Genomic DNA, 24468 nt, shown 5'->3' with positions numbered 1-24468 from the left:
CGCCCGCCGGGGGCCTGGGTCAGGCGCCGAACCAGCCGGGCACGTCGAGGCGGAAGACGTCGGGCGGCGTGACCTTCCGCAGGTCGGCCTCCAGCTCCGCCAGCCGCTCGTCCCCGATGACGGCGGCCCAGCGCCCGCGCAGCTCGTCGAAGATCCGGGCGGAGCGCGCCAGGACGTCCGTCCCCGACGGCGTGAGCCGTACGATCTTGCGGCGGGTGTCCCGGGGGTCGCGGGCCCGCTCCACGTAGCCGAGGCGTTCGAGCGCCTCGATGGTCTTGCCCGCCGCCTGCTTGCTGACGCCGAGCGTGCGGCCCAGGTCAACCGCGGTCGTGCCCTCGGCGCCGATCGCCTGCAGGACGAACCCGTGCATGGGCCGGGCGTGCGGGTGCCCCTGGCGGGCGAGCTCGGCGTGCAGTTCGTCGATCAGGACGCGGAATCCCAGGAAGAGCCGCAGGGGCAGCTCGAAGCCGGGCGGGTCGTTTGACACAGATAGACAACCAGGTTCACTATTAACGACAACGACGTTGTCTATCTTAGGAGACGCCGACGATGCCTGTCATCCGTCATGCCCAGTGCCGCAGATCCGAGACCCCCGCCGGGGTCATGACCACCTTCGCGTCGCCCACCCTCGGCGGCGCCTCACGCGCCGTGTGGCGCGTCGACGCGACCCCCGGAATGAGCGGGCCCCTGCACGACTTCGACGCGGAACAGATCTGGACGTTCCTCGCCGGGAGCGCCACGGTCGAACTCGGCGGCGAGACGTTCGCGGTCGCCACCGGCGACACCGTGGTCATGCCGCCCTCGACCCCGCGCCGCGTCACGGCGGGCGACGGCGCGGGCTTCACCGCCGTCGTCACGGCGCCCGCCGGGGCCAAGGCCGTCCTGCCCGACGGCACCGTGCACGGCGTGCCGCCGTGGATCGCCTGACCCTCCGTCCGCCCGCCCACGGCGCGTGCGATCAGGAGCGCAGGTAGGCCAGCACCGCGAGGACGCGGCGGTGCTGGTCGCCGTCCTCGGCGTACAGCCCGAGCTTGGCGAAGATGCCGCGGATGTGCTTTTCCACCGCGCCCTCTGTGACGACGAGGCGGCGGGCGATCGCCGGGTTCGACCTGCCCTCGGCCATCAGTCCGAGGACCTCGCGCTCCCGCGGCGTCAGCGAGGCCAGCGGGTCGTCCCGCCGCCGCCGCACCATCAACTGGGCGACGACCTGGGGGTCGAAGACGGTGCCCCCCGCGGCGACGCGCCGCAGACCGTCCATGAACTCCTCGACGTCGACCACGCGGTCCTTCAGCAGGTAGCCGACCGCGCCGCGAGCGTCGGCCAGCAGATCGTCGGCGTACGACACCTCGACGTACTGCGACAGGATCAGGATGGGCGCGCCCGGCACCTTCTCCCGCGCCTCGACGGCGGCGCGCAGGCCCTCGTCGGTGAACGTCGGCGGCATCCGCACGTCGACCACCGACACGTCGGGCCGGAGGTCGGCCACGGCCTCGACCAGGGCCTCTCCCGTGCCCACGGCCCGGACGACCTCGCAGCCGAACTCCTCCAGCAGGCGGACCAGCCCCTCCCGGATGAGGACGGCATCGTCGGCCACCACTACGCGCACGGAACCTCCGCCGTGATCAGTGTCGGCCCGCCGGCCGGCGACCGCACCGACAGCTCTCCGTCGACCGCCCGCAGCCGGTCCGCCAGGCCGGACAGACCGTGTCCCTTGGCGACATGGGCGCCGCCGACCCCATCATCCCCGATCGTGAGGATGAGCGTGTCGCCGATCCTGGTCAGCCCGACCGAGCAGGACGTCGCCCTGCTGTGCTTGGCCACGTTGGTGAGCGCCTCGGCCGTCACGAAGTAGACCGTGTTCTCGACGAGCGCGGGATACCGCTCGGCCGTCTGGACGTCCAACTCCACTGGGACGGTGCAGCGGCCGGCCAGGGCGGCCAGCGCCGGGGCGAGACCCCGGTCGGCGAGGATCGGCGGGGCGATGCCGCGCGACAGCGCCCGCAGCTCGTCCAGGGTCTCGCGGGTGGCGCTGATGGCCTTGCCGATCGTGTCGTGGGCGGCGGTCGCGTCCCGCTTCAGCTCCCGCTGCGCCCGCGACAGCTCCATCGCGAGGTGGACCAGGCGCTGCTGGGGTCCGTCGTGGATGTCGCGCTCCAGGCGGCGCAGCGCGTTCGCCTCCGCGTGGGCGGCGGCCTGGCGGCCCTCGGTCAGGTCGTCGATGCGCTCCTGCAACTCGGCGACGCCGGTCAGCAGCGACCGGCCGAGCGACGCCTTGATCAGCGCGCAGGACCGGACGACCGGATAGAGCGTGAGCGCGAACAGCACGCCGAGGGCCAGGTAGAAGACGCTGTCCACCACGTAGCCGCGGCCGAGCCCGAGCAGTTCCGGAAGGCCGTGGTTGCCCGGGATGTTCGAGAAGATCCATCCGTACAGCGGATAGGTCAGCCCGAAGACCGCCGTGGCCCACCAGGTGACGGTCACGCAGAACGCGGCGATCGCGACCGGGAAGGCCAGCAGGGCGTGCAGCACGTCGAGCCAGGGCTGGCCCCCGGCGAGCGGGGTGACCGTGCGGCGCAGGACGCCGGCGCCCTCCGGCGTGCGCGGATAACGCGGCCGGGGCAGCTCCCGGCCCAGCACCGGCCGCATGCGCAGCCGTTCGACGTCCCCCATCCCCCTGGCCAGGAGGAGGGTGAGGGCGAGGATGGGGACACCGAGCCAGACGACCAGCAGCCCGGCGCCGGCCGAGAGGCCGACCACCGTGAGGCAGAACGTGACCGTCGCGAGAGGGAACCCGACGAGGATGTATACCGTGTCGCCGCCGAGGCGGGAGAGAAGTCGGCGCATGTCCTCAACGCTATTGAGCCGCCCGCCGGGGATCGATCCGGCGGACGGCAGTCCCGGGGGTAGGGCATTCCCTACCATGAGCCCCGGGACCGGGTTTACTTCTTCTTCCGCTTCTCGCGGATCTTCATCGTCACGTCGATCGGGGAGCCCGCGAAGCCGAACTCCTCCCGGATGCGCCGCTCCAGGAAGCGGCGGTAGGTCTCCTCCAGGAACGCCGAGGTGAACAGCACGAACTTCGGCGGCTCCGTGGACGCCTGGGTGGCGAACAGGATCTTGGGCTGCCGCCCCCCGCGCACCGGCGGCGGGGTGGCCTGCACCAGCTCGGTGAAGAACTGGTTGAGCCGGGCCGTCGGCACCCGGGTGCCCCACGACTCCAGCGCCCGCTCGATGGCCGGCGCGAGCTTCTCCACGTGGCGACCGGTCTTCGCCGAGATGTTCACCCGCAGCGCCCAGGGCGTGCGGACGAGCTGCCGGTCGATCTCCTTCTCCAGGTAGTAACGCCGGTCCTCGTCGACCAGGTCCCACTTGTTGAACGCCACCACCATCGCCCGGCCCGACTCGATGACCAGGCCGATGATCCGCAGGTCCTGCTCGGTGAGCACATCGGAGGCGTCGATCAGCACGACCGCGACCTCCGCCCGCTCCAGCGCGGCGCGGGTGCGCATCGCCGCGTAGAAGTCGGCGCCCTTCAGCTCGCGGTCACGCCGCCGGATGCCCGCGGTGTCGATGAACCGGTACGTCGTGCCGGCCAGCTCGACCAGCTCGTCCACCGGGTCGCGGGTGGTCCCGGCCATCGGGTCGACCAGCACCCGCTCCTCGCCGGCGAGCTTGTTCAGCAGCGACGACTTGCCCACGTTGGGCTTGCCCAGCAGCGCGATCCTGCGCGGGCCCCGCCGGGTGCCGAACGTCTGCGGCGGCGTCTCGGGCAGCGCGTCGAGCACCACGTCGAGCAGGTCGCCGCTGGACCGGCCGTGCAGGGCAGAGACGGGGTGCGGCTCGCCCAGGCCGAGCGACCACAGCCCGCTCGCCTCCAGCTCCATCTGCTGGTTGTCGACCTTGTTGGCGGCCAGCACAACCGGCTTGCCCGCCCGGCGCAGGACCGCGCCGACGGCCTCGTCGGAGTCGGTGACCCCGACGCTCGCGTCCACCACGAAGAGGATCACGTCGGCCAGTTCGGCCGCGATCTGCGCCTGCTCCGCGATGCGCAGGGCCATGCCGGTCGCGTCCGGGTCCCAGCCGCCGGTGTCGACCAGCGTGAACCGGCGGCCCCGCCAGGTGGCCTCGTACGTGACCCGGTCGCGGGTCACTCCCGGCACATCCTCCACGACCGCCTCACGACGGCCGATGATGCGGTTGACCAGCGTCGACTTGCCGACGTTGGGGCGCCCCACCACGGCGACGACCGGCAGCGGGCCCGAGTCCTGCTCGCCCTCCGCCTCCTCGTCGGAAAGCTCGGCGAGCTCGGCCTCGATCCAGCCGCCCTCGTCCTCGTCGTACTCCCCCGTCACGTCCATACCCTGCCTCATCGGCTGCTCTTCCCGTTCTCCCCGGCCTCCCATGAGGCCTCCCGGCGTACCGCTCGCGGAGCCGGGCTCGTTCGTACGTCGCACCGCGTGACCACCCGGCCCGGCAGACGCGGCGCGGGAGGCGGTCAGGCGATGCGGGCGGGCGTCAGACCCGCTCCTTGACCAGCCGCAGCACCTCGGCGATCACTTCGTCGAGGTCCAGCGGCGTCGTGTCCAGTTCGACCGCGTCCGCGGCCATCGCCAGCGGGTCGGCCTTGCGCGTCGAGTCGAGAGTGTCGCGGCGGGCCATCGCGGCCCGCTGCGCCTCCACGCTCGTCCCCTCCAGCTCCGCCGTACGGCGCAGCGCGCGGGCCTCCGCGCTGGCGGTGAGGTAGATCTTGACCGGCGCGTCCGGCGCGACCACGGTGCCGATGTCGCGTCCCTCGACCACGATCCCCCCGCCGGGCAGGGAGTCGGCGATGATCTCCCGCTGCAGGGCCACGAGCCGGCGGCGCACCTCGGGCACCGCGCTCACGGCCGACACCGCGCCGGTGACCTCCGCGCCGCGGATCGGCCCGTTGACGTCGACGCCGTCGACGGCGACACCCGGCGCGTCCGGGTCGGTGGTCATCGTCAGCGCGGGCTCCGCCGACCTCGCGGCGATCGCCGCCGGATCGTCCAGGTCGACGCCCCGCTGGAGCATCCACCAGGTGACCGCCCGGTACATGGCGCCCGTGTCGAGGTAGCGCAGGCCGAGCGCCCGCGCGACGCCCCGCGACGCGCTCGACTTGCCCGACCCCGAGGGACCGTCCATCGCGACGACCAGACCCGACACCGGTCTCTCCTTCTCCTTCGGAATCGTCGTCCCCGAGGCTACCGGGATACCGCGGGAAAGCGTGCATCGGCGGCCGGGGCGAAGGCGCCGCAGGCCTCGCGGGTTGACCTTGCCCCTGGGTGAAGCCCCAGCATCGACGGCACCGGCCGGGACGGCCGGGACGAGGAGGAGTGGTGCGTGAGCTGCTGACCATCGGCGCCTTCGCGCGGGCCGCCCGGTTGTCGCCCAAGGCGCTGCGTCTGTACGACGAGCTCGGGCTGCTGCGGCCGGCCGCGGTGGACGGCGAGTCGGGATACCGCTACTACGGCCCCGACCAGCTGGAGCGGGCCCGCCTGATCGCCTCACTGCGGCGGCTCGGCATGCCGCTGGCGCGCGTACGGCAGGTGTGCGACCTGCCCGCGCCGGATGCCGCCGAGGAGGTGGCCGCCTACTGGCGGCAGGTCACGGCCGAGACCGCGGCCCGCGGCCGGCTCGCCGCCCTCCTCGTCGGCCACCTGACGGGAAGGGACGGCGCCGTGGAGACCAGCACGACCATGCCGGAGATCCGTTACGCCGCCCGGTCGGAGCCGGGGGCGGTGCGCACGAGCAACGAGGACGTCGCGTACGCCGGCGAGCGGTTGCTCGCGGTGGCCGACGGGATGCGCGGCCCTGGCGGCGACCGCGCGAGCGCGGCGGCCGTCGACGCGCTCAAGCGCCTGCAGACCCTGCCAGCGCCCGCCGAGGACCTGCTCGGCGCGATCGCCGACGCCGTCGGCGACGCCGAGCGGGCGATCCGGGACATCGCCGCCTCGACCCCATCAGGACAGACGGTCACCACGCTGACCGCTCTCGTGTGGTCGGGGTCGCGGTTCGCCCTGGCGCACATCGGCGACTGCCGGGCCTACCTCTTCCGCGACGGAGGGCTGTTCCGGCTCACCCACGACCACACCTATGTGCAGTCTCTGGTCGACGAGGGCCGGCTCACCCCCGAGGAGGCCGCCACGCACCCGCGGCGCCCGCTTCTGGTCCGCGCGCTGACCGGCGCCGGGGCCTGCCCGCCCGACCTGTCGCTGCACGAGGCCGTTCCCGGTGATCGGTACCTGCTCTGCTCGGACGGGCTTCCTGCCGTCGTGCCGGACCGCGTGCTGCGCGAGACGCTCGCCGGTCCCGGCGGCCCGCGGCAGGTGGTCGACGAGCTGATCGATCTGGCGTACGCGGCGAGCGCCCCCGACAACGTCGCCTGCGCGGTCGCCGACGTGACCACGGCGGACGGCCCCGAGGCCGGCGGCGACGCCGGGAGCGCGCGATGAGCGCCGCGGCGGATCGCCCGTCCCGTCCTTCCGCGAGGACCTCCGCGCTCGCGTTCACGATCGACCCGCGCCCGCTGGCGATCCCGGCGTTCCGGCGGATGTGGACCGCCTCGGTGATCTGCGCCCTGGGCGGGTCGTTCAGCGTGGTCGCGGTGCCGACGCAACTGTTCGCGACGACCGGCTCGTCGGCGGCCGTGGGAGCCGCGGCGGGGGTGTCGCTCGCCGCCCTCGTCACCGCGGCGGTGTGCGGCGGCGCGCTCGCCGACGTGATGGACCGGCGGACGATACTGCTCGCCGCCGATCTCGGCCTGGCGCTGACGTACGCGGCTCTGTGGGTGCAGGCGGTCCTGGGCGGCCGCTCCCTCCCCGCCCTGCTGGCGGCGGTGGCCTTTCAAGGGCTGGCGTACGGGACGGTCCTGACGACGGCCGGGGCGGCGGTTCCGCGCCTCGTCCCGCCAGAACTCCTGCCCGCGGCGAACAGCCTCAACTCACTGGTCAGGTACGGAGGGTCGATCCTGGGGCCGATGCTCGCCGGGGTCCTGATCCCGGTTCTCGGGCTCGGCACGCTGTACCTGTTCGACGCCGTCGCGCTGCTCGCGGTGGTGTGGGCCGTCGCTATGCTGCCCCCGCTGCCGCCGCTGCCCCCGCCCGCCGCCGCGGACCGGACCCACGACGAGCCCAGTGGCTCTGCGTCCTCGGGCTCCGTCCGGGCGCTGGCCGGATTCCGCCGTCTGGCGGGCAGCCGGCTGCTGGCCTCCGTGCTGGCCGTGGACCTCGCGGCCATGGTCTTCGGCATGCCGTCGGCGCTGTTCCCCGAACTGGCCCGCCATCTGTTCGGCGGCACGGCCGGAGGCGGCCCGGAGACCGGGCTGCTCTACGCGGCCTACCCCGCCGGGGTCTTCGCGGCCGGACTGCTGTCGGGCTCCTTCACCCGCGCCCGCCGCCACGGTGCCCTCGTGGCGGGCGCCGCCATCGCGTGGGGGCTCGCGGTCATGGTCGTCGGCCTGGCAGCCGAGTTGTGGATCGCGCTGGCCGCGCTCGCGCTCGGCGGCGCGGTGAACTTCGTGCTGAGCACCTTCCGCACCACGATCACCCAGACGCACACCGCCGACGCCGTACGTGGGCGCGTCCAGGGCGCGCTCACCGTCGTGCTGGTCGGAGGGCCGCAGATCGCGAACCTGCTTCACGGTGTGGCCGGCTCGCTGTACGGCCCGTGCGTCGTGATCTTCGCAGGCGGGCTGCTCACCGTGCTCACCGTCGGGGCGATCGTCTGGGCTGTCCCCGTGCTGCGGCGCCACCTCGCTCCCGCCCCGCCGCCGCCGCAGACCCGGAGGGTGACCGGAGCGGCGGGGGCCCGGGTCAGCTCGGGACCTGCCAGCCGCGCTCGCGCAGGCCTTCAGTGAGCGTCTCGGCCGCCTCCGGCTGGACGTACAGCTCGGCCGCGCCGAGCTCAAGCCCGGTGGCGTGCTCAAGGCGGATGTCCTCGATGTTGACGCCCGTCTCGCCGGCCGCCTGGACCAGCCGGGCCAGCTCGCCGGGACGGTCGCCGATGAGCACCTGGACCACCGCGTACGTCCGCGCGGGACCGCCGTGCTTGCCGGGGATCCTGCCGGTCCCTAGCACGCCCCGCGACAGGAGGTCGGTGACCTCCCCCATGGCCGCGCCGTCGCCCGCCAGCGCGCGCAGCGACCGGGCGGCGGCGCTCAGGTCGGACACGACCGCCTCCAGCACCTCGGCGACGGGCAGCGCGTTGCCCGCGAGGATGCCGGTCCACAGCGACGGGTCGCTCGCGGCGATGCGGGTCACGTCGCGCACGCCCTGCCCGGACAGCCCGAGCGCCGTCTCCGACGCCTCCGCCAGCCGGGCGGCCACCGCGGCGGCCGTCACGTGCGGGGCGTGCGAGACGACCGCGACGGCGCGGTCGTGCTCGGCGGCGTCCACCCGGACGGCGTTGCCGCCGCACAACGCGATCAGTCGCTCCACCGTGGCCACCGCCCGGGGAGACGCCTCGCCCGTCGGGCAGTACGCCCAGGGACGGCCGAGGAACAGGTCCGCGCGGGCCGCCGCGGGGCCGGACCTCTCACGGCCCGCGAGCGGATGCCCGGCGACGTACGACGACAGGTCGCAGCCGAGCTGGGCGGCCTGGGCGAGCGGCAGCGCCTTCACGCTGGCCACGTCGGTGTAGAAGCGGGCGCTGTCGCGCTTCTGCAGGTCCAGCAGTTGCTGCGCGACGAACTGGGGCGGCACCGCGACGACCGCGAGGTCCGCCCGCTCCTCGCCGGTCCAGTCCTCCCCCGCGCCCAGCTCACGCGCCAGCCGTACGGCTCCCGCGTCCCGGTCGGCCAGGAAGACCCGCACGTCCCGCTGCCGCAGGGCCAGTGCGATCGACGTGCCGATGAGGCCCGTCCCGACAACGACCACACTGCCGATCCCGGCGTCCTCGATGGGAGTCATCGTCTCTTCCTGCCGTCGCCGTGCTCGCACACGATGCCCTGCGACGGATGTGTCGTGGGTGGATGGTGATGGCGCCGAGGCCCGTCGTCCCGGCGCCTTCCCTGCGTCTTCCCGCGTCCTCCTGAGGGGGACGCCTACTGGGCGATGTCCACGCGCAGCGCGATCGCGCCGCGCAGGTACACGTGCTGGATCTCCTGCCGGGGGCGGTCGGTCTGCACGTGGGCCATCAGCCGCACCACGCGCGGGAGCGCGCCCGGCACGTCGATCTCGGTCGCGCACAGCAGTGGCACGTCGTGGAACCCGAGCTTGCGCGCGGCCAGCGCCGGGAACTCGGCGGTCAGGTCGGGCGTGCACGTGAAGATCACGCTGATGACGTCGTCGGTCGTGAGGGCGTTGCGCCCCATCACCTCGGTCACCAGCTCGGTCGTCCCGGCGAGGATCGCGTCACGATCGTTGCCGTCGACCTGGATGGCTCCGCGAACCGCCCGCACCATGTCGTTCCCTCTCGCTGGGACGGGCCGGCCTCTCCCTCGGGGGGCGAGCCCGGCCCGTCTACATGCCTTCTAGCCAATTCTGCCCGACTTGCAGCTTTCGCCGCCGCGCGGGGAGGCTACAGGCCGACAGCGGCGTACAGCTCGCCGATCTCCTGCACGGTGAGCGTGCGCACGGTCCCCGGCTTGAGCCGGCCGAGCTTGACCGGGCCGAACTCGATGCGGGCCAGGTCGATCACCCGGTGCCCGACCGTCTCCATGAGCCGCCGGACGATGTGCTTGCGGCCCTCGTGCAGGACGATCTCGACCAGCGCCTGCTGACCGTGCTCCTGCACCACGCGGAACTCGTCCACCTTGGCGAGCCCGTCCTCCAGCTCCACGCCCTTGCGCAGCACCCGGTGCAGGTCGCGCGCGACGGGACCGGGCACCTTGGCCCAGTACTTCTTCTTCACGCCGTAGCTCGGGTGGGTCAGCCGGTGGGCGAGTTCGCCGTCGTTGGTCAGCAGCAGCAGGCCCTCGGTCTCGGTGTCGAGCCGCCCCACGTGGAACAGCCGGGGCGCGAGATCCTGCACGTAGTCGTTCAGGCAGGGCCGGCCCTCGGGGTCGTCCATCGTGCTGACCACGCCGATCGGCTTGTTGATCGCGTAGTAGACGGTCTCGGCGGACGTCGGGATGCGCTTGCCGTCGACCCGGATGATCTGCTTGGCGGGGTCGACGCGGGCGCCGAAGCGGCGCACCGTCTGGCCGTCCACGCTGACCCGGCCGTCGCCGATCATCTCCTCGCAGGCGCGGCGGCTGGCCACCCCGGCCTGGGCGAGCACCTTCTGCAGCCGATCGCCGCCCGGCACCTCGGTCGTGTCACGCTCGTCGGTGTAGTTCTCGTCGTAGAAGTCCGGGTCGCGCAGCGGCTGTCGTGCCGTCTTGAACGGGTTGGCCGACGGGGCGCCCGCGCCTGCCCGCTTGGCGCCTGCCGTGGGCCGGGCCGCGCTCCGCGGGCCCGCGCCGCCGGACCTGCCGCGCGTGTCGCCGCCCAGGCGGCCGATCGTCTGCACCTCGTCGCGGCCCGAACGGCCCCGGCCGGCGGCGCGCCCGGCGCGGAAGTCGCCGCGCCCGGTCCGCGCACCGCGCGCCTCGCGGTCGCCGCCCGCCGCGCGGTCGTCACGGCGGGGGCCCCGGTCACCACGGTCACCACGCTCGCCGCCGAAGCTCCGGCCGCTGCCGTACCTGTCGCGGTCGCCGGTCCTGCCGCCGCGCTCCTCGTCGCGGAACGCCGGCCGGTCGGCCGGACGCCCCTCGCGGGACGCCCCGTAGCCGCCGTCGCGCGACCGGTCCCGGCCGCCCTCGGGCCTGCCGTAACGGCCGCGGGAACCGGCCCCGTCGGTGCGGTACGACGACCGGTCGGCGGAGTAGCCGTCCCGCGTGTCACGCTCGCGGCCGGAGCCGCGCTCACGGTCGAAGCCGCGCTCGGAACCACGCTCGGAACCGCGCTCGGAACCGCGCTCGGAACCACGCTCGAACCCACGGCCGCCCTCGCGGCCGAAACCACGCTCGCCGTCGGAGCCGCGCCCGAAACCACGCTCGAACCCGCGATCACCCTCGCGGCCGAAGCCGCGACCACCGGACTGGCCGCCCTCCGGCCTGCCGTAACGGCCGCGTGAACCGCCCTCGGCCCTGAAGGGCGCGCGGTCGTCGCGATAGCGCTCGCCGCCGGGCCTGTCGTCGCGCCGGCCTGTGTAGCCCCTGCTACCTGTGTCGCCCCGGCTGCCGGGGTCGCCCTGACGGCCGCGGGGACGGTCGTCGCGGCTGTCGCCGGCGCGGCGCTCGCCGAACCGGCCGCCGCGCGGGGCGTCCTCGTCGCGGAACCGCCTGGAGTCGGGCCTGTCGGACCTGCCGAACCCGCCGGGTCTGTCGGCCCTGTCGGATGCGCTGAACCTGTCGGACCTGTCGGACCTGGAGTCGGAACCGTACCCGGGCCGGGAACCAGGGACGCGGGAGCCGCCGCGCCGGTCGCCCTGGGGACGGAAGCCGCCGGATCCACCGCGGGATCCACGCGCGCTCGCGCCCTGCTGACCGGTGCTCCGGCTCCGACCGCGTCCCTCACCGGACGGGGTGCCACGCCTGTTGTCCACTACTTCTGCTCCTCAAGAATTTCCACGTCGTCCGGGAGGAACGGGGCGAGTTCGGGTAGCTCGTCGAGGCTCCGCAGCCCCAGTCTCTCCAGGAAGTAACTCGTCGTCCGGTAGAGCACGGCCTGGCTCTCCGGGTCGGTTCCGGCCTCTTCCACGAGGCCGCGTGCGACCAGCGTCCGCATGACGCCGTCGCTGCTCACGCCGCGCACCGCCGCCACCCGGGCCCGGCTGACCGGCTGCCGGTAGGCGACCACGGCGAGGGTCTCCAGCGCGGCCTGTGTCAGCCGCGCCTGCTGGCCGTCCCTGACGAACCTCTCCACCACCGCGGCGTAGTCCGCGCGGGTGTAGAAGCGCCAGCCTCCGGCCACCTCCCGCAGGTCGAAACCCCGGCCGGAGGCCGTGTATTCCCCGGACAGCGCGCGAAGGGCCGCGGTGATCTCCGCCGTCGGGCGTTCGAGCACCTGGGCGAGTGTCACCTCGGCGACCGGCTCGTCCACCACCATCAGGATCGCTTCGAGCGACGCGGTGAGCGAGGGCCCCTCCGCAGGCCCGCCCTCACCGGGGTCTACGGACGAGGGCTCCCGGTCCCGCCGCCCGGCGGGCGTACCGGCGGCGGGGTCGTCGCCGGAACGGGAGATGTCGCTCGCTTCCATCGCTCCTCGCTCGTCGTGCGGTGGTTCCGTCTCTGCCGACGGTTCCGTCTCTGCCGACGCCGTCGGCCCGGCGCCGCTCGCGGGTGGGGCGGGGCGGCCCCGCCTCACTCGTCCCGCGCCGCGGCCGCCTCGGCGGGCCGCTCCTCGGGCCGGCCCTCGTCGTAGTCGTCGCCGACCGTGACGTCGCCGTCGTCCGCGCCCGTCCAGGTGACGTACAGATCGCCGAGCGGTTCGACCTGCTCGAAGGAGACCGCGGACTCCCGGAACAGTTCCAGGACGGCCAGGAAGCGGGCGACGACCTCGAACGTCCCCGCGCAGTCGGCGGTCAGCGCGCGGAAGGTCGCCGTGTGCAGCCGCCTCAGCCGCTCGACAAGGATAGCGGCTTGCTCCCTGACGCTGGCCAGCGGTTGATAGATGTGGGTGACCGAAACCGACGGCGGGGCCTTCGGCGTGAAGGCCCGTGCGGCGATCTTGGCGAGCTGCTCGGGGCCGATGCCGAGCACGAGTTCCGGCAGCAGGTCGGCGAAGCGCTTCTCCATCGGCACCTCGCGCGGGAAGCGCAGCGCCTCCTCGGCCATCCGGCCGGAGAAGATCTTCGCGACCTCCTTGTACGCCCGATACTGCAGCAGCCGCGCGAACAGCAGGTCGCGGGCCTCCAGCAGGGCGAGGTCCTCCTCGTCCTCCACCTCTCCGGTGGGCAGCAGCCTGGCCGCCTTGAGGTCGAGCAGGGTCGCCGCGACGAGCAGGAAGTGGCTGGTCTGGTCGAGGTCCCACTCCGGGCCGCGCGACCGGATGTAGGCGATGAACTCGTCGGTGACCTTGTGCAGGGACACCTCGGTGATGTCCAGCTTGTGCTTGGAGATCAGCCCGAGCAGCAGGTCGAACGGCCCTTCGAAGACGTCCAGGTGCACCTGGAAGCCGGCCGGCTCGCCGTCCTCGCTCCCCTGGTCGTTCTCCTCGCCGGTCGTCACGCCTGCCATTGTCCCTTACCGCCGCGGCCCCGCGGGGTCAGACGCGGGCGGGCCACCTGGCCAGCAGCTCCCGCGCCAGCTCGCGGTAGGCGGTCGCGCCCATCGAGCCGGGGTCGAACTGGGTGATGGGCTCCCCCGCGAGGGTGGCGTCGGGGAAGCGGACCGTTCGGTTGATGACGGTGTGGAACACCTTGTCGCCGAAGCCCTGCATGATCGTCTGCAGCACCTCGCGGGCGTGCAGCGTGCGGGGGTCGTACATGGTGGCGAGCAGGCCGTCGATCTCCAGGCTCTTGTTGAGCCGCTCCTGGACCTTGCCGATGGACTCCATCAGCAGCGCGACGCCGCGCAGCGCGAAGAACTCGCACTCCAGCGGGATGATCACACTGTGCGCGCAGGTCAGCGCGTTGACCGTGAGCAGGCCGAGGGACGGCTGGCAGTCGATCAGGCAGATGTCGTAGTGCGGCAGCAGGGGCTCCAGCACCCGCTGGAGCGCGTACTCCCTGGCCACCTCGTTGACGAGCCGGATCTCCGCGCCGGACAGGAAGATGTTGCTCGGTAGCAGCGCCATCCCGTCGACGGTGGTGTCGAGCAGGACGTCCTCGACGGTGACGTCGGGCTCCTCCATGAGGAGCTCGTAGACCGTCGCCTCCAGCGGCCGTGGATCGATGCCGAGACCGACCGACAGCGCGCCCTGCGGGTCGAAGTCGACGAGCAGCACCCGCTGACCGACCTCGGCGAGCGCGGCGCCCAGGTTGATCGTGGTCGTGGTCTTGCCGACGCCGCCCTTCTGGTTCACCATCGCGACGATGCGCGCGGGGCCATGGGACTCCGGCGGTACGGGGTCGGGGAACACCGGCCGGGGACGGCCGGTGGGCCCGATCGCGCTGGGAGCCCCCACCCACGTCCCCTCTGTGGTCGCAGTCACCTGTTGGTCCTCCCTGACGGCCCTCGAACCTGATCGAATCTAAAGGGTCGGCACGTGGTCGGCAAGGCGGCGCGCCAATGGCCGCCGAGACACACCCGTTCAGTGCAGGGCGCGGGGATGCGCCGCCGCGTAGACCTCCCGGAGCTTGTCGACCGTCACCAGCGTGTACACCTGGGTGGTGGTCACCGAGGCGTGGCCGAGCAGTTCCTGGACAACCCTAACGTCGGCGCCTCCGTCCAGGAGGTGGGTTGCGAACGAATGCCGCAACATATGGGGCGATACACCGCACAGTCCGGCTCGTTCCGCCGCCGCCTGCAGCACCTCCCAGGCGCCCTGCCGCGTCAGCCGCCCGCCCCGCGCGTTGAGGAACAGCGCGGGCGTCCCCCGCCCGTGCGCCGCCAGCCTCGGCCTGGCCCTGACCAGGTACGCGTCGAGGGCCTGGCGGGCGAAGCGGCCGAGGGGCACGATCCTGGTGCGGCCGCCCTTGCCGCGCAGCCGCACCTGGTCCTGGTCCTGGTCCCCGTCGTGGCGGCCACCGGCGTCGTACGCCGGGTCCGTGGGCACGTCGTCCACCGCGAGCCCGACCGCCTCGGAGATCCGGGCGCCCGTGCCGTACAGGACCTCCAGCAGCGCGCGGTTGCGCAGGGCGAGCGGCGAGTCCTCCGGGCCGCAGGCGGCGATGAGCCGCTCGACCTCCGCGACGGTGATCGCCTTGGGCAGCCGCCGCAACTGGCGCGGCGGGCGCACCTCGTGCGCGGGGTCGTGGCCCGCCACGCCCTCGCGCAGGGCGAAGCGGTGCAGACCGCGTACGGCGGACACGGCGCGGGCGGCGGAGCTCGCCACCAGCGCCGGGTGCTCCTCGTCGCCCTCCCGCAGCGCGGCGAGGAAGGCGACGACGTCCGCCTCGGCGACCTGCCCGAAGGTGTCGAGCCCGCGCGCCCGCAGGTGCTCGACGTATCGGCGCAGGTCGCGGCGGTAGGACGCGAGCGTGTTGGCAGACAGCCCCCGCTCCACCGCCAGATGGGCGAGGTAGCTGGACAGCACCGCCTCGGGCTCGCTCAGGACGTCCCCCTACGGACTCATGCCTCCGGCGCGTCGGCGGGACGGAGGCCCTTGAATCCGTCGGCGGAAGCAGCGTACGCGGCGAGGATACCGGCGACCGCAGGAGAATTGTGGATCATTCCGCTCAGGGCCTTGCCGACCGCCGCGCCCAGCGGAACCCAGACCGCCGGCATGTCGGTCTCCTCGTGGTGGCGGACGTACGTGTTCTCCTCGTCGGGGATCGGCTCCAGGTCGCGGGCAAGGAAGATCCGGATCCGCTCGTCCGACATGCCCGGGGAGGTGCGCAGGTCCACCAGGGTGTGCCACGTGCGCGCCCGGTAGGCGGCCTCCTCGGCGAGCTCGCGGGCCGCGCAGTCCACCAGCGGCTCGTCCGGCACGTCGCGGATGCCGGCCGGCAGCTCCCACATCAGCCGCCGGGCGGGATGCCGGTACTGGCGGATCAGCAGCACCCGGTCCTCGTCGTCGAGGGCGAGCACCGCGACCGAGCCGGGATGGACGACGTAGTCGCGGTCGGCGGTCACCCCGCCGGGCATCTCCACCGTGTCGGTGCGCACGGTGATGACCCGCCCGGCGAAGCGCTCGGCGGAGGCGACGACGTTCCAGGAGTCCTCGCTGTCCTCCACCCTCACTTCGCCCGTCCCGCCTTCGCCACGTTCTCACGCCGGCCCGCGTACTCCAGGGCGGCCTGGACCAGCCCCTTGAACAGGGGGTGCGACCGGGTCGGGCGGGAGCGGAACTCCGGGTGGGCCTGCGTGCCGATGAAGAAGGGGTGCTGGTCGGTGGCGAGCTCGGCGTACTCGACGAGGCGGCCGTCGGGCGACAGGCCGGAGAACACCAGGCCGACCTTCTCCAGCCGCTCCCGGTAGGCGTTGTTCACCTCGTAGCGGTGACGGTGGCGCTCCTCCACCTTGGCCTTGCCGTACAGGCGGCGGGCCAGCGAGCCCTCCACGAGCTTGGCCGGGTAGAGGCCGAGCCGCATGGTGCCGCCCATGTCGCGCTCACCCGCGACGACGTCCTTCTGGTCGCTCATGGTCGAGATGACCGGGTTGACCGTCTCGGCGTCGAACTCGGTGCTGTCGGCGTCCTCGATCCCGGCCAGGTTGCGGGCCGCGTCGATGACCATGCACTGCATGCCGAGGCAGATGCCGAGCAGGGGGATGCGCTGCTCGCGCGCGTGCCGTACGGCGCCGACCTTGCCCTCGATGCCGCGCACGCCGAAGCCGCCGGGGACCAGCACGCCGTCGACGCCGTCGAGCTCGCGGGCCGCGCCCTCGGGGGTCTCGCAGTCGTCGCTCTTGACCCAGCGGATGTTGACGCGCGCGTCGTTGGCGAAGCCGCCCGCGCGCAGCGCCTCGGTGACCGACAGGTACGCGTCGGGCAGGTCGATGTACTTGCCCACCAGCGCGATCGTGACCTCCTTGGCCGGGCGGTGCACCCGGCGAAGGAGCTGGTCCCACTCGGTCCACTCCACGTCGCGGAACGGCAGGCCGAGCCTGCGCACGACGTACGCGTCGAGCCCCTCGGTGTGCAGGACCTTGGGGATGTCGTAGATCGAGGCGGCGTCGACGGCGGAGACCACGGCGTCCTCGTCCACGTCGCACATCAGGCTGATCTTGCGCTTGAGCGAGGTGGTGATCGGCCGGTCCGAGCGGCAGACGATCGCGTCGGGCTGGATGCCGATGCTGCGCAGGGCCGCCACCGAGTGCTGCGTGGGCTTGGTCTTCAGCTCCCCGCTCGGGCCGATGTACGGCAGGAGGGAGACGTGCAGGAAGAAGACGTTGTCGCGGCCGACCTCGTGGCGGACCTGCCGCACGGCCTCCAGGAACGGCAGCGACTCGATGTCGCCGACGGTGCCGCCGACCTCGGTGATGACCACGTCGACGTCCGGGCCCGCCATGCCCCGGATGCGGTCCTTGATCTCGTTGGTGATGTGCGGGATCACCTGGACGGTGTCGCCCAGGTACTCGCCGCGGCGTTCCTTCGCGATCACGTTCGAGTAGACCTGGCCGGTCGTCACGTTGGCCGAGCCGTGCAGTTCGGTGTCGAGGAAGCGCTCGTAGTGGCCGATGTCGAGGTCCGTCTCAGCGCCGTCGTCGGTGACGAACACCTCGCCGTGCTGGAAGGGGTTCATCGTGCCGGGGTCGACGTTCAGGTAGGGATCGAGCTTCTGCATCGTGACGCGGAGACCGCGAAGCTTGAGGAGACGACCGAGGCTGGAGGCCGTGAGTCCCTTGCCGAGACTGGAGGCTACGCCGCCGGTGACGAACAGATGCTTGGTTTGTGCGGCGCTGCGCAAGAGAGCTCCCGTGGTCGATGTCGATCCGGCCGTCCGGATTTGGACGCCGCGATGCCCACGGGCTCTCAGAATATCAAACCTCGGGGCAACATTGGCCTTGCCACGTGCACTAACCCGCCATGGCGGACAAGCCGACCTAGCGGTAACTTTTCGCGTTATGTCGTTCGTGAAGCGCGCCGTCGGCCGTCTGGTCCACCTGGGGTGGGCCTACGTGCGGGAGGCCGCGGCGATCAGCCCGGGAGCGCCGGGCGGTTACCGGTTCCGCAGCATGGGTGAGGGGGCGTGCCTGTCCTTCCCCCAGGGGGCCATCTTCGGAGAGCAGTGGATCGAGATCGGCCCCCACACGCTCGTCGGCGAACGGGTGTCGATCTCGGCGGGGATGGGTCCTGGCGTGGATCTCGGGCCCTCCTCGATCGTGCGGATCGGCCGGGGCTGCTCGATCGGCAGAGGCAGCCACATCGTCGGCCACCAGTCCATCGACATCGGCGACGACGTCTTCACCGGTCCCTACGTCTACATCACCGACCAGAACCACGTGTACGACGACCCCGAGACGCCCATCGGGCGGCAGTGGCCGCGCAACAAGCCGGTCTCCATCGGCTCGGGCTCCTGGATCGGGACGGGGGCGATCATCCTGCCGGGGACCCGGATCGGCCGCCAGTCGGTGGTCGCGGGCGGCGCCGTGGTCCGCGGCGAGTTCCCCGACCACGCGGTCATCGCCGGCGTCCCTGCCAAGATCGTCCGGCGGCACTCCCCCGACCTCGGCTGGCACACTCCCTCGGGCCCCCTCCGTCCCTCTCCCCTCCCCGCCGACCCCCGCGCCCGCGCCGAGCGCGAGTCACGGACAGCCTGACCGCGCTCCGGCCCTCGGCCACCGGCGGGATCGGCGATCGCCCAGGGAGAACCGGGGCTCTCCCGATCGGTTCGGTCCCGCGGTCAGCCTGGCGGCGCGGCGGCCCCGCCGCGCCGGGCCGCCCGGTAGCGGCGCACCCTGCGGACGAGCCGCCAGGCCGTGAACGCCAGCACGGCCAGCGCCACCACCACCAGGACGGGCAGGAAGATCGCGATCAGGCTCATACCGAGCGAGCCCACGTCCTCGGCCGTGCTGACGACCGGTGCCCCCACACCCGCGGTCGTGGCGTTCACCACCGGCCGGGCCGAGGCCTTGATCACGTGTACGGCGAGGGCGACCGCGATGCCCAGCAGCCAGCCGACGGCCGGATGCTCCGCCAGCCACGCCGACTCGTCCAGCCGCTCGGCCGCGGCCGTGGCGCTGAACACCACGCCGCCCGCCGCGGGGCGCACCGCGGTCTGGATCATGTCGTTGACGTGGTCGACCACCGGCACCTTGTCGAGGACGAACTCGGCGACCAGCAGCACGGCGATGATCGCCAGGACCCAGGTGTCGGACAGCCACGCGTACTCGTGCGGCAGCCGCACCGCGTCGGTGAGCCGCGCGAGCACGCCGACGAGCAGCAACGGGATGTAGGCGTTGAGCCCGGCCGCGGTCGACAGGCCGAGCCCGGTGAGCGCCGCGAACATGCACAACCTCCTCCGGCCGGCGGGAGAGTCCCGCCTTCCCCACAACGGACAACCCAGGCCGCGTGTCCCCGTCCACTACCGCGCAGCGGGCTCACGACACCCCGCACGCCGTCGAACATGACCGAGTGCCATGTTCGGCCCGGTGGTCTCCTAGAGCAGCCGCGCGACCATCTCGGCGAACTCCTCCGGGGAGACGACCCGCACACCGAGGGATTCGGCCTTGGCCCGCTTGGACCCCGCGTTGTCTCCCGCGACGACCAGCGAGGTCTTCGCCGAGACGCTGGACGACGCCCTTCCTCCGGCCCGCTCGACGAGCTCGTTCATCTCGTTGCGGGACAACGCCGCCAGCCGCCCGCTCATCGCGCCGGTGACCACGACCGTCATCCCCGTCAGCGGCAGAGCACCCGGACCATCGGCACCCTGCCCATCTGCACCCTGCCCATCTGCACCCAGCTCAGCTGCGCCCGGCGCCGGGGCGATCGTGCCGCCCTCGTCAACGGCCACCGGCACCACACCGGGCTCGGCCATGTTCACCCCGGCGCGGACCAGCTTGTCGATCAGGCCGCTCAGCTCCGCCAGCTCGGCGACGATCACGGGGGCCTTCTCCGGGCCGATGCCGTCCACCCGCTGGAACGCCTCGGCGTCGGCCGCGCGGATGGCCTCCATGGTGCCGAAGTGCCGGGCGATGCGGCGGCTCATCGACCTCCCCGTCCCCCTGACCCCGAGCGCGCAGAACACCCGGCTCAGCGGCCGGGTCCTGGCCCTGCCAATGGCGGACAGGAGGTTGTCGGTGGACACCTCCCCCATCCGTTCCAGGCCGAGTAGCTGCTCGCGGGTGAGGAAGAACAGGTCGCCGAAGTCGGCGATCAAGGCGGCGTCCAGCAGTTGCCGAACGCGGTTGTCGGCCAGCCCCTCCACGTCCAGCTGGTCGCGGCCGACCGCGTAGCGGATCGAGGCGATCGCGCGGCAGTTCCGGCCGCGCACGCATCTCCACCGCTCCTGCGAGGTGTCGATCTCGTCGCCGCAGACCGGGCACACCTCGGGGAACACGATGGGCTGCTCGTCTCCGGTGCGCAGGTGCACCACCGGCGACTCCACCCGAGGGATCACGTCGCCGGCCTTGTAGACGACGACGCTGTCCCCCACCATCAGCCCGCGACGCCCGATGTCGGCGGGGTTGTGCAGCGTCGCGTACGTCACGACGGAGCCGTCCAGCTCCACCGGTTCCAGCACCGCCCGCGGGGCGATCACCCCGGTCCTGCCGGTGTTCCACTCCACCGCGAGAAGCTTCGTGATCTTCTGCGTGGCGGGCAGCTTGTAGGCGATCGCCCACCGCGGCGCCCGCGAGCTGAACCCGGCCAGCGCCTGATCCGCCGCGTCGTCCGCCTTGACCACGATGCCGTCGATCCCGAACGGCAGATCCGGCCGCGCGGCCGCGATCTCCTCGATCCGTTGCCGCACCTGCTCCACGGTCGTCGCGACGACCCCGGCGACCGGGGTGCCGGCCGTGGTCCACACCCCCTGCCCGGCGACCCACTCCATCACCTGGCTGTGCGGCGACTCCCGCAGCCACGTCGCGAAGTCGGAGGTGTCGTCGGGCAGCGGCAGCGCGCCGTACCCGAAGAACGTCAGCTCGCACACGTACGGCCGGTCCTGCGCCCGCAGCGTGCCCGCGGCGGCGCTGCGCGGGTTGGCGAACGTGGTCCCGTCATGCGCCTGCCGTTTCGCGCACGCCTCCTCGAACTGGCTGGTGGTCATCATCACCTCGCCACGCAGCTCGACGGTGACCGGGGAGGCCAGCCGCCCGGGGAGACCGGCGATCGTGCCGATCGCGTGGGAGACGTCCTCGCCCGCGCTCCCGTCGCCGCGGGTGACCAGCTGGACGAGGCGGCCGTCACGGTAGCGGGCGGCGATCGCCAGCCCGTCCAGCTTCGGCTCCACGGACCACGCGGTCACCGGGTGGCCGAGGCGGCGCTCCAGCGAGGCGGCCCAGGCGGCCAGCTCCTCGGGGCCGAACACGTTGTCCAGGCTGAGCATGGGCACGGTGTGCGGGACATCGCCCACGACTCCGGCGACCCTGCCCGTCGGCGAGTCCTCAAGCACCTGCTCGGGGTTGGCCTTCTCGTAGGCGGCGATGCCGCGGACGAGCCGGTCGTAGGCGTCGTCGTCCAGCGGGGAGGTGCCGTCACCGTAGTAGGCCGCGGCCGCGTCGGCCGCCAATTGGACCGCCTCGGCGTAGGCCGTCTCGTCGGGGATCGCGTCGATGGGGGGCGCTTCGGTCATGTGACCATCGTGCCTGCCGGGTCTGACAAAAACGCCCCACTGACGAGCCGATGGCCCAGGAACCGCCACTTCCGTTTCGCGTGATTCCACTTTCCGGGATGATCCGGACCGCGGCCTGCCGGAGACGAAAGCAGCACGCCCATTTCACGTCGCACATTTCAAACGCGACGAAATCCCGCGAAATGACTTCCACGAGCCCGGCTCGGAAACGCCCGCGACCTCCATCCCGCCCACGGCCGGGTACGCGGGATCAGCCGTCCTGGGAGACGGGCTCGAGCACCAGCACGATCTGGTCGCCCTCGACCCGCGCGAGCCGTATGGCGACCCCGCCGATGCGGCCCGGCGTGCCGGTGCCGATCGTCACCGCTCCCCTGACCTGGCAGCCGTCGTTGTAGCACGTCCGGTTGATGCTGACGTTGCGGCCGTCGACGGCCGTCGAGGTGCCCGTGAAGGACAGCCGCGCCTCGTTTCCCCTGATGCCCACGACGCCGATCTCGGTCACGCCGAAACTCGCGTCGACCGCGATGGAATCGCCCTGGCGCACCCGCGCCTCGCAGTCGCCGTCCCGGCAGGCGCCGAGACCGGACTCGCCAGGAGTCGGCGAAGGGCTGGGAGACGCCGCCGGCGAGGGCTGCGGTCTGCCCGGCACCGCGGCGAGCGGCCGTGCCAGGCTCACGCCGCAGGCGGAGACGAGCACGGCGATCGAGGCGGCGGCGAGCGCGATACGGCCGGCGGAAATGGACACGGTGTTTGTAGAACGCATGATTTCCCCGTAGACCACAGGTTGGATTCACCGGTCGGGAACGGCGCGAAGCCGACCGTTTCCCGAGCGCGCGGATGCGAATCCGCACGCGGACGAATGCCTTCCCCATGGTCGGCGGGCTCAATCGCAGGCGCGCATTCGCCAAAGAGCGAATAAGCCGCGATTGCCGCCAATTCGGCGGCGTTCGCTCATTCGGGCGAGGTAAAAGAATCGAATGCCCGGCGAAGTCGGCGCGTGTTCCCGTGGTCGGGCGCCGTCACTTCACGCCGGCCTCGCGCATGTCGCGGACCTCCCGCTTGAGCTCCTTGATCTCGTCGCGCAGCCGGGCCGCCACCTCGAACTGCAGATCGGCGGCGGCGCTGTGCATCTGCTCGGTCAGCGACTCGATCAACGACTCGAGCTGGGCGCGGGGCATCTCCCCCGCGATCGCCTTCGCGTGCTGGCCCGCGCCCCGGGACGCGAGCCCGGGCACCGGCGCCTTGCCGCGCGACTGCTGACGCCCGCCTCCGCCGAGGAGCTGCGCGGTGTCGGCGTCCTCACGGACCAGGCTGTCCAGGATGTCGGCGATCTTCTTGCGCAGCGGCTGCGGGTCGATGCCGTGCGCCTCGTTGTAGGCGATCTGCTTGGCCCGGCGCCGGTTGGTCTCGTCGATCGCCCGCTCCATGCTCGGCGTGATCTTGTCGGCGTACATGTGGACCTGGCCGGACACGTTGCGGGCCGCGCGGCCGATCGTCTGGATCAGCGAGGTCTCCGAGCGCAGGAAGCCCTCCTTGTCGGCGTCGAGGATCGACACCAGCGACACCTCGGGCAGGTCGAGGCCCTCACGTAGCAGGTTGATGCCGACGAGCACGTCGAACTCACCCATGCGCAGCTCGCGCAGCAACTCGATGCGGCGCAGCGTGTCGACCTCGCTGTGCAGGTAGCGGACCCGGATGCCGTTGTCGAGCAGGTAGTCGGTGAGGTCCTCGGCCATCTTCTTGGTCAGGGTGGTGACCAGGACCCGCTCGTCCCGCTCGGCCCGGGCGCGGATCTCCTCCATGAGGTCGTCGATCTGGCCCTTGGTGGGCTTGATGATCACCTCGGGGTCCACCAGGCCGGTGGGGCGGATGACCTGCTCCACCACCTCGCCCTTGCTTCGGCCCAGCTCGTACGGCCCCGGCGTCGCGGACAGGTAGACGGTCTGGCCGATGCGCTCCAGGAACTCCTCCCACTTGAGCGGGCGGTTGTCCATCGCCGACGGCAGCCGGAACCCGTGGTCGACCAGCGTCCGCTTGCGCGAGGCGTCCCCCTCGTACATCGCGCCGATCTGGGGGACGGTCTGGTGCGACTCGTCCAGCACGAGCAGGAAGTCGTCGGGGAAGAAGTCGAGGAGCGTGTGCGGCGCGGTGCCCGCCTCGCGGCCGTCGATGTGCCGCGAGTAGTTCTCGATCCCGGCGCAGGTGCCGACCTGGCGCATCATCTCGATGTCGTAAGTGGTGCGCATGCGCAGCCGCTGGGCCTCCAGCAGCTTGCCCTGCCGCTCCAGCTCGGCGAGCCGCTCGGCGAGCTCCGCCTCGATGCCGGCGATGGCCCGCTCCATGCGCTCCGGGCCGGCCACGTAGTGCGAGGCGGGGAAGATGTGCAGCTCGTCGTCCTCGGCGACGACCTCGCCGGTCAGCGGGTGCAGCGTCGCCAGCTTCTCGATCTCGTCGCCGAACATCTCGATGCGGACGGCCAGCTCCTGGTAGACCGGGATGACCTCGACCGTGTCGCCACGCACCCGGAACGTGCCCCGGGTGAAGGCCAGGTCGTTGCGGGTGTACTGCATGTCGACCAGCCGCCGCAGCAGCTGGTCGCGCTCGATCTGCTGGCCGACCTTGAGCCCGACCATCCGGTCGACGTACTCCTGCGGGGTGCCCAAGCCGTAGATGCAGGAGACGGAGGCGACCACCACCACGTCGCGGCGCGACACCAGCGACCAGGTCGCGGAGTGGCGCAGCCGCTCCACCTCCTCGTTGATCGAGGAGTCCTTCTCGATGTAGGTGTCGCTCTGCGGGACGTACGCCTCGGGCTGGTAGTAGTCGTAGTAAGACACGAAGTATTCGACGGCGTTGTTCGGCAGCATCTCGCGCAGCTCGTTGGCGAACTGGGCGGCGAGCGTCTTGTTGGGCTGCATGACCAGCGTGGGGCGCTGCACCCGCTCGATCAGCCACGCGACCGTCGCCGTCTTGCCGGTGCCGGTGGCGCCGAGCAGGACGCTGTCCTTCTCCCCCGCCGTGACCCGGCGCTCCAGCTCCGCGATCGCCGTGGGCTGGTCGCCGGACGGCGTCATGTCGGTGACGACCTGGAAGGGCGCGACCCTCCGCTTCAGGTCCATCATGGATGTCATCGGCCGCTCAGCTCCTCACTCGCCCCGTCCACCGGCGCGGGGCACACGCAGGCGTGCG

General features: G+C 72.4%; 22 protein-coding genes. 4 read left to right on the top strand and 18 right to left on the bottom strand.

From position 1 onward, the window contains the following. Window positions 1-19: 19 nt before the first annotated feature. Window positions 20-487, bottom strand: coding sequence for a MarR family winged helix-turn-helix transcriptional regulator (locus HHX31_RS03965; protein ID WP_169945050.1), 468 nt, complete (start codon window positions 485-487; stop codon window positions 20-22). Window positions 488-549: 62 nt separating this feature from the next. Here HHX31_RS03965 and HHX31_RS03960 point away from each other — a divergent pair, with 62 nt between their 5' ends. Then, a complete protein-coding gene (locus HHX31_RS03960; RefSeq protein WP_169945049.1) occupies window positions 550-927 on the top strand; it encodes a cupin domain-containing protein in 378 nt (125 codons plus the stop codon). A 31-nt stretch (window positions 928-958) separates the two neighbouring features. Here the strand turns inward: HHX31_RS03960 and HHX31_RS03955 are convergent, their stop codons facing one another. From HHX31_RS03955 to cmk, 4 genes are all read right to left on the bottom strand, one after another. Beyond that, a complete protein-coding gene (locus HHX31_RS03955) occupies window positions 959-1606 on the bottom strand; it encodes a response regulator transcription factor (RefSeq protein ID WP_169945048.1) in 648 nt (215 codons plus the stop codon). After that, window positions 1597-2844 carry a sensor histidine kinase gene (locus tag HHX31_RS03950; protein ID WP_169945046.1) on the bottom strand — a complete coding sequence of 416 codons (1248 nt, stop codon included), beginning with the start codon at window positions 2842-2844 and terminating at the stop codon, window positions 1597-1599. The genes HHX31_RS03955 and HHX31_RS03950 overlap by 10 nt, the downstream gene beginning before the upstream one ends. Before the next feature lie 95 nt (window positions 2845-2939). After that, window positions 2940-4370, bottom strand: coding sequence for a ribosome biogenesis GTPase Der (gene der / locus HHX31_RS03945; RefSeq protein WP_169945045.1), 1431 nt, complete (start codon window positions 4368-4370; stop codon window positions 2940-2942). A 145-nt stretch (window positions 4371-4515) separates the two neighbouring features. Then, complete coding sequence (gene cmk / locus HHX31_RS03940) at window positions 4516-5184, bottom strand: (d)CMP kinase (RefSeq protein WP_396709850.1); 669 nt, start codon at window positions 5182-5184, stop codon at window positions 4516-4518. Window positions 5185-5357: 173 nt separating this feature from the next. Between cmk and HHX31_RS03935 the strand changes: the two genes are divergently transcribed. Together HHX31_RS03935 and HHX31_RS03930 are read left to right on the top strand one after the other, a co-directional pair. Next, on the top strand, window positions 5358-6473 hold the full coding sequence (locus tag HHX31_RS03935; RefSeq protein ID WP_211589183.1) for a MerR family transcriptional regulator: 1116 nt from the start codon (window positions 5358-5360) through the stop codon (window positions 6471-6473). Continuing rightward, window positions 6470-7876 carry an MFS transporter gene (locus HHX31_RS03930; protein WP_169945042.1) on the top strand — a complete coding sequence of 469 codons (1407 nt, stop codon included), beginning with the start codon at window positions 6470-6472 and terminating at the stop codon, window positions 7874-7876. Before HHX31_RS03935 ends, HHX31_RS03930 begins: the two co-directional genes overlap by 4 nt. On the opposite strand, the gene HHX31_RS03925 is transcribed toward HHX31_RS03930, so the two are convergent. The 9 genes from HHX31_RS03925 to HHX31_RS03885 all read right to left on the bottom strand — a co-directional run bounded on the left by HHX31_RS03925 (window position 7833) and on the right by HHX31_RS03885 (window position 17454). Further along, window positions 7833-8927, bottom strand: a complete 1095-nt coding sequence (locus tag HHX31_RS03925; protein WP_169945041.1) for a prephenate dehydrogenase — start codon at window positions 8925-8927, stop codon at window positions 7833-7835. The genes HHX31_RS03930 and HHX31_RS03925 overlap by 44 nt on opposite strands. Window positions 8928-9061: 134 nt before the next feature. Beyond that, entirely contained in the window at window positions 9062-9421 is a 360-nt protein-coding gene (gene aroH, locus HHX31_RS03920) for a chorismate mutase (RefSeq protein WP_169945040.1), read from the bottom strand. Window positions 9422-9537: 116 nt separating this feature from the next. After that, window positions 9538-11547 carry a pseudouridine synthase gene (locus HHX31_RS35505; RefSeq protein WP_311931395.1) on the bottom strand — a complete coding sequence of 670 codons (2010 nt, stop codon included), beginning with the start codon at window positions 11545-11547 and terminating at the stop codon, window positions 9538-9540. Then, a complete protein-coding gene (scpB, locus tag HHX31_RS03910) occupies window positions 11547-12200 on the bottom strand; it encodes an SMC-Scp complex subunit ScpB (RefSeq protein WP_169945038.1) in 654 nt (217 codons plus the stop codon). Before scpB ends, HHX31_RS35505 begins: the two co-directional genes overlap by 1 nt. 104 nt (window positions 12201-12304) lie before the next feature. Then, window positions 12305-13180 (bottom strand): ScpA family protein, encoded by an 876-nt coding sequence (locus HHX31_RS03905; protein WP_169945036.1) that lies wholly within the window; start codon window positions 13178-13180, stop codon window positions 12305-12307. A 28-nt stretch (window positions 13181-13208) separates the two neighbouring features. Then, window positions 13209-14051 carry a ParA family protein gene (locus tag HHX31_RS03900; RefSeq protein WP_396710017.1) on the bottom strand — a complete coding sequence of 281 codons (843 nt, stop codon included), beginning with the start codon at window positions 14049-14051 and terminating at the stop codon, window positions 13209-13211. Window positions 14052-14195: 144 nt separating this feature from the next. Next, a complete protein-coding gene (locus HHX31_RS03895; protein WP_169945609.1) occupies window positions 14196-15158 on the bottom strand; it encodes a site-specific tyrosine recombinase XerD in 963 nt (320 codons plus the stop codon). A 17-nt stretch (window positions 15159-15175) separates the two neighbouring features. After that, the gene (locus tag HHX31_RS03890; protein ID WP_311931387.1) at window positions 15176-15787 is read right to left on the bottom strand and encodes an NUDIX hydrolase; all 612 of its coding nucleotides are present in this window, start codon (window positions 15785-15787) and stop codon (window positions 15176-15178) included. Next, window positions 15784-17454, bottom strand: coding sequence for a CTP synthase (locus tag HHX31_RS03885; protein ID WP_169945032.1), 1671 nt, complete (start codon window positions 17452-17454; stop codon window positions 15784-15786). Before HHX31_RS03885 ends, HHX31_RS03890 begins: the two co-directional genes overlap by 4 nt. Window positions 17455-17611: 157 nt before the next feature. On the opposite strand from HHX31_RS03885, the gene HHX31_RS03880 reads away from it, so the two are divergent. Continuing rightward, a complete protein-coding gene (locus HHX31_RS03880; protein ID WP_169945030.1) occupies window positions 17612-18307 on the top strand; it encodes an acyltransferase in 696 nt (231 codons plus the stop codon). An 83-nt stretch (window positions 18308-18390) separates the two neighbouring features. Here HHX31_RS03880 and HHX31_RS03875 read toward each other — a convergent pair whose 3' ends face one another. The 4 genes from HHX31_RS03875 to uvrB all read right to left on the bottom strand — a co-directional run bounded on the left by HHX31_RS03875 (window position 18391) and on the right by uvrB (window position 24410). Further along, window positions 18391-18996, bottom strand: a complete 606-nt coding sequence (locus tag HHX31_RS03875) for a DUF4126 domain-containing protein (protein ID WP_169945028.1) — start codon at window positions 18994-18996, stop codon at window positions 18391-18393. Window positions 18997-19146: 150 nt separating this feature from the next. Next, entirely contained in the window at window positions 19147-21279 is a 2133-nt protein-coding gene (gene ligA / locus HHX31_RS03870; protein WP_169945026.1) for an NAD-dependent DNA ligase LigA, read from the bottom strand. Window positions 21280-21529: 250 nt separating this feature from the next. Beyond that, window positions 21530-22042, bottom strand: coding sequence for a hypothetical protein (locus HHX31_RS03865; protein ID WP_169945024.1), 513 nt, complete (start codon window positions 22040-22042; stop codon window positions 21530-21532). A 256-nt stretch (window positions 22043-22298) separates the two neighbouring features. Then, window positions 22299-24410, bottom strand: coding sequence for an excinuclease ABC subunit UvrB (uvrB, locus tag HHX31_RS03860; RefSeq protein WP_169945023.1), 2112 nt, complete (start codon window positions 24408-24410; stop codon window positions 22299-22301). Between the last annotated feature and the right edge of the window lie 58 nt (window positions 24411-24468).

The organism is Microbispora sp. H11081 (assembly GCF_012999535.1).
Classification (GTDB): domain Bacteria; phylum Actinomycetota; class Actinomycetes; order Streptosporangiales; family Streptosporangiaceae; genus Microbispora.
Note: the sequence above shows the minus strand (reverse complement) of the source record. Positions and strands in the feature narration are given on the sequence as shown.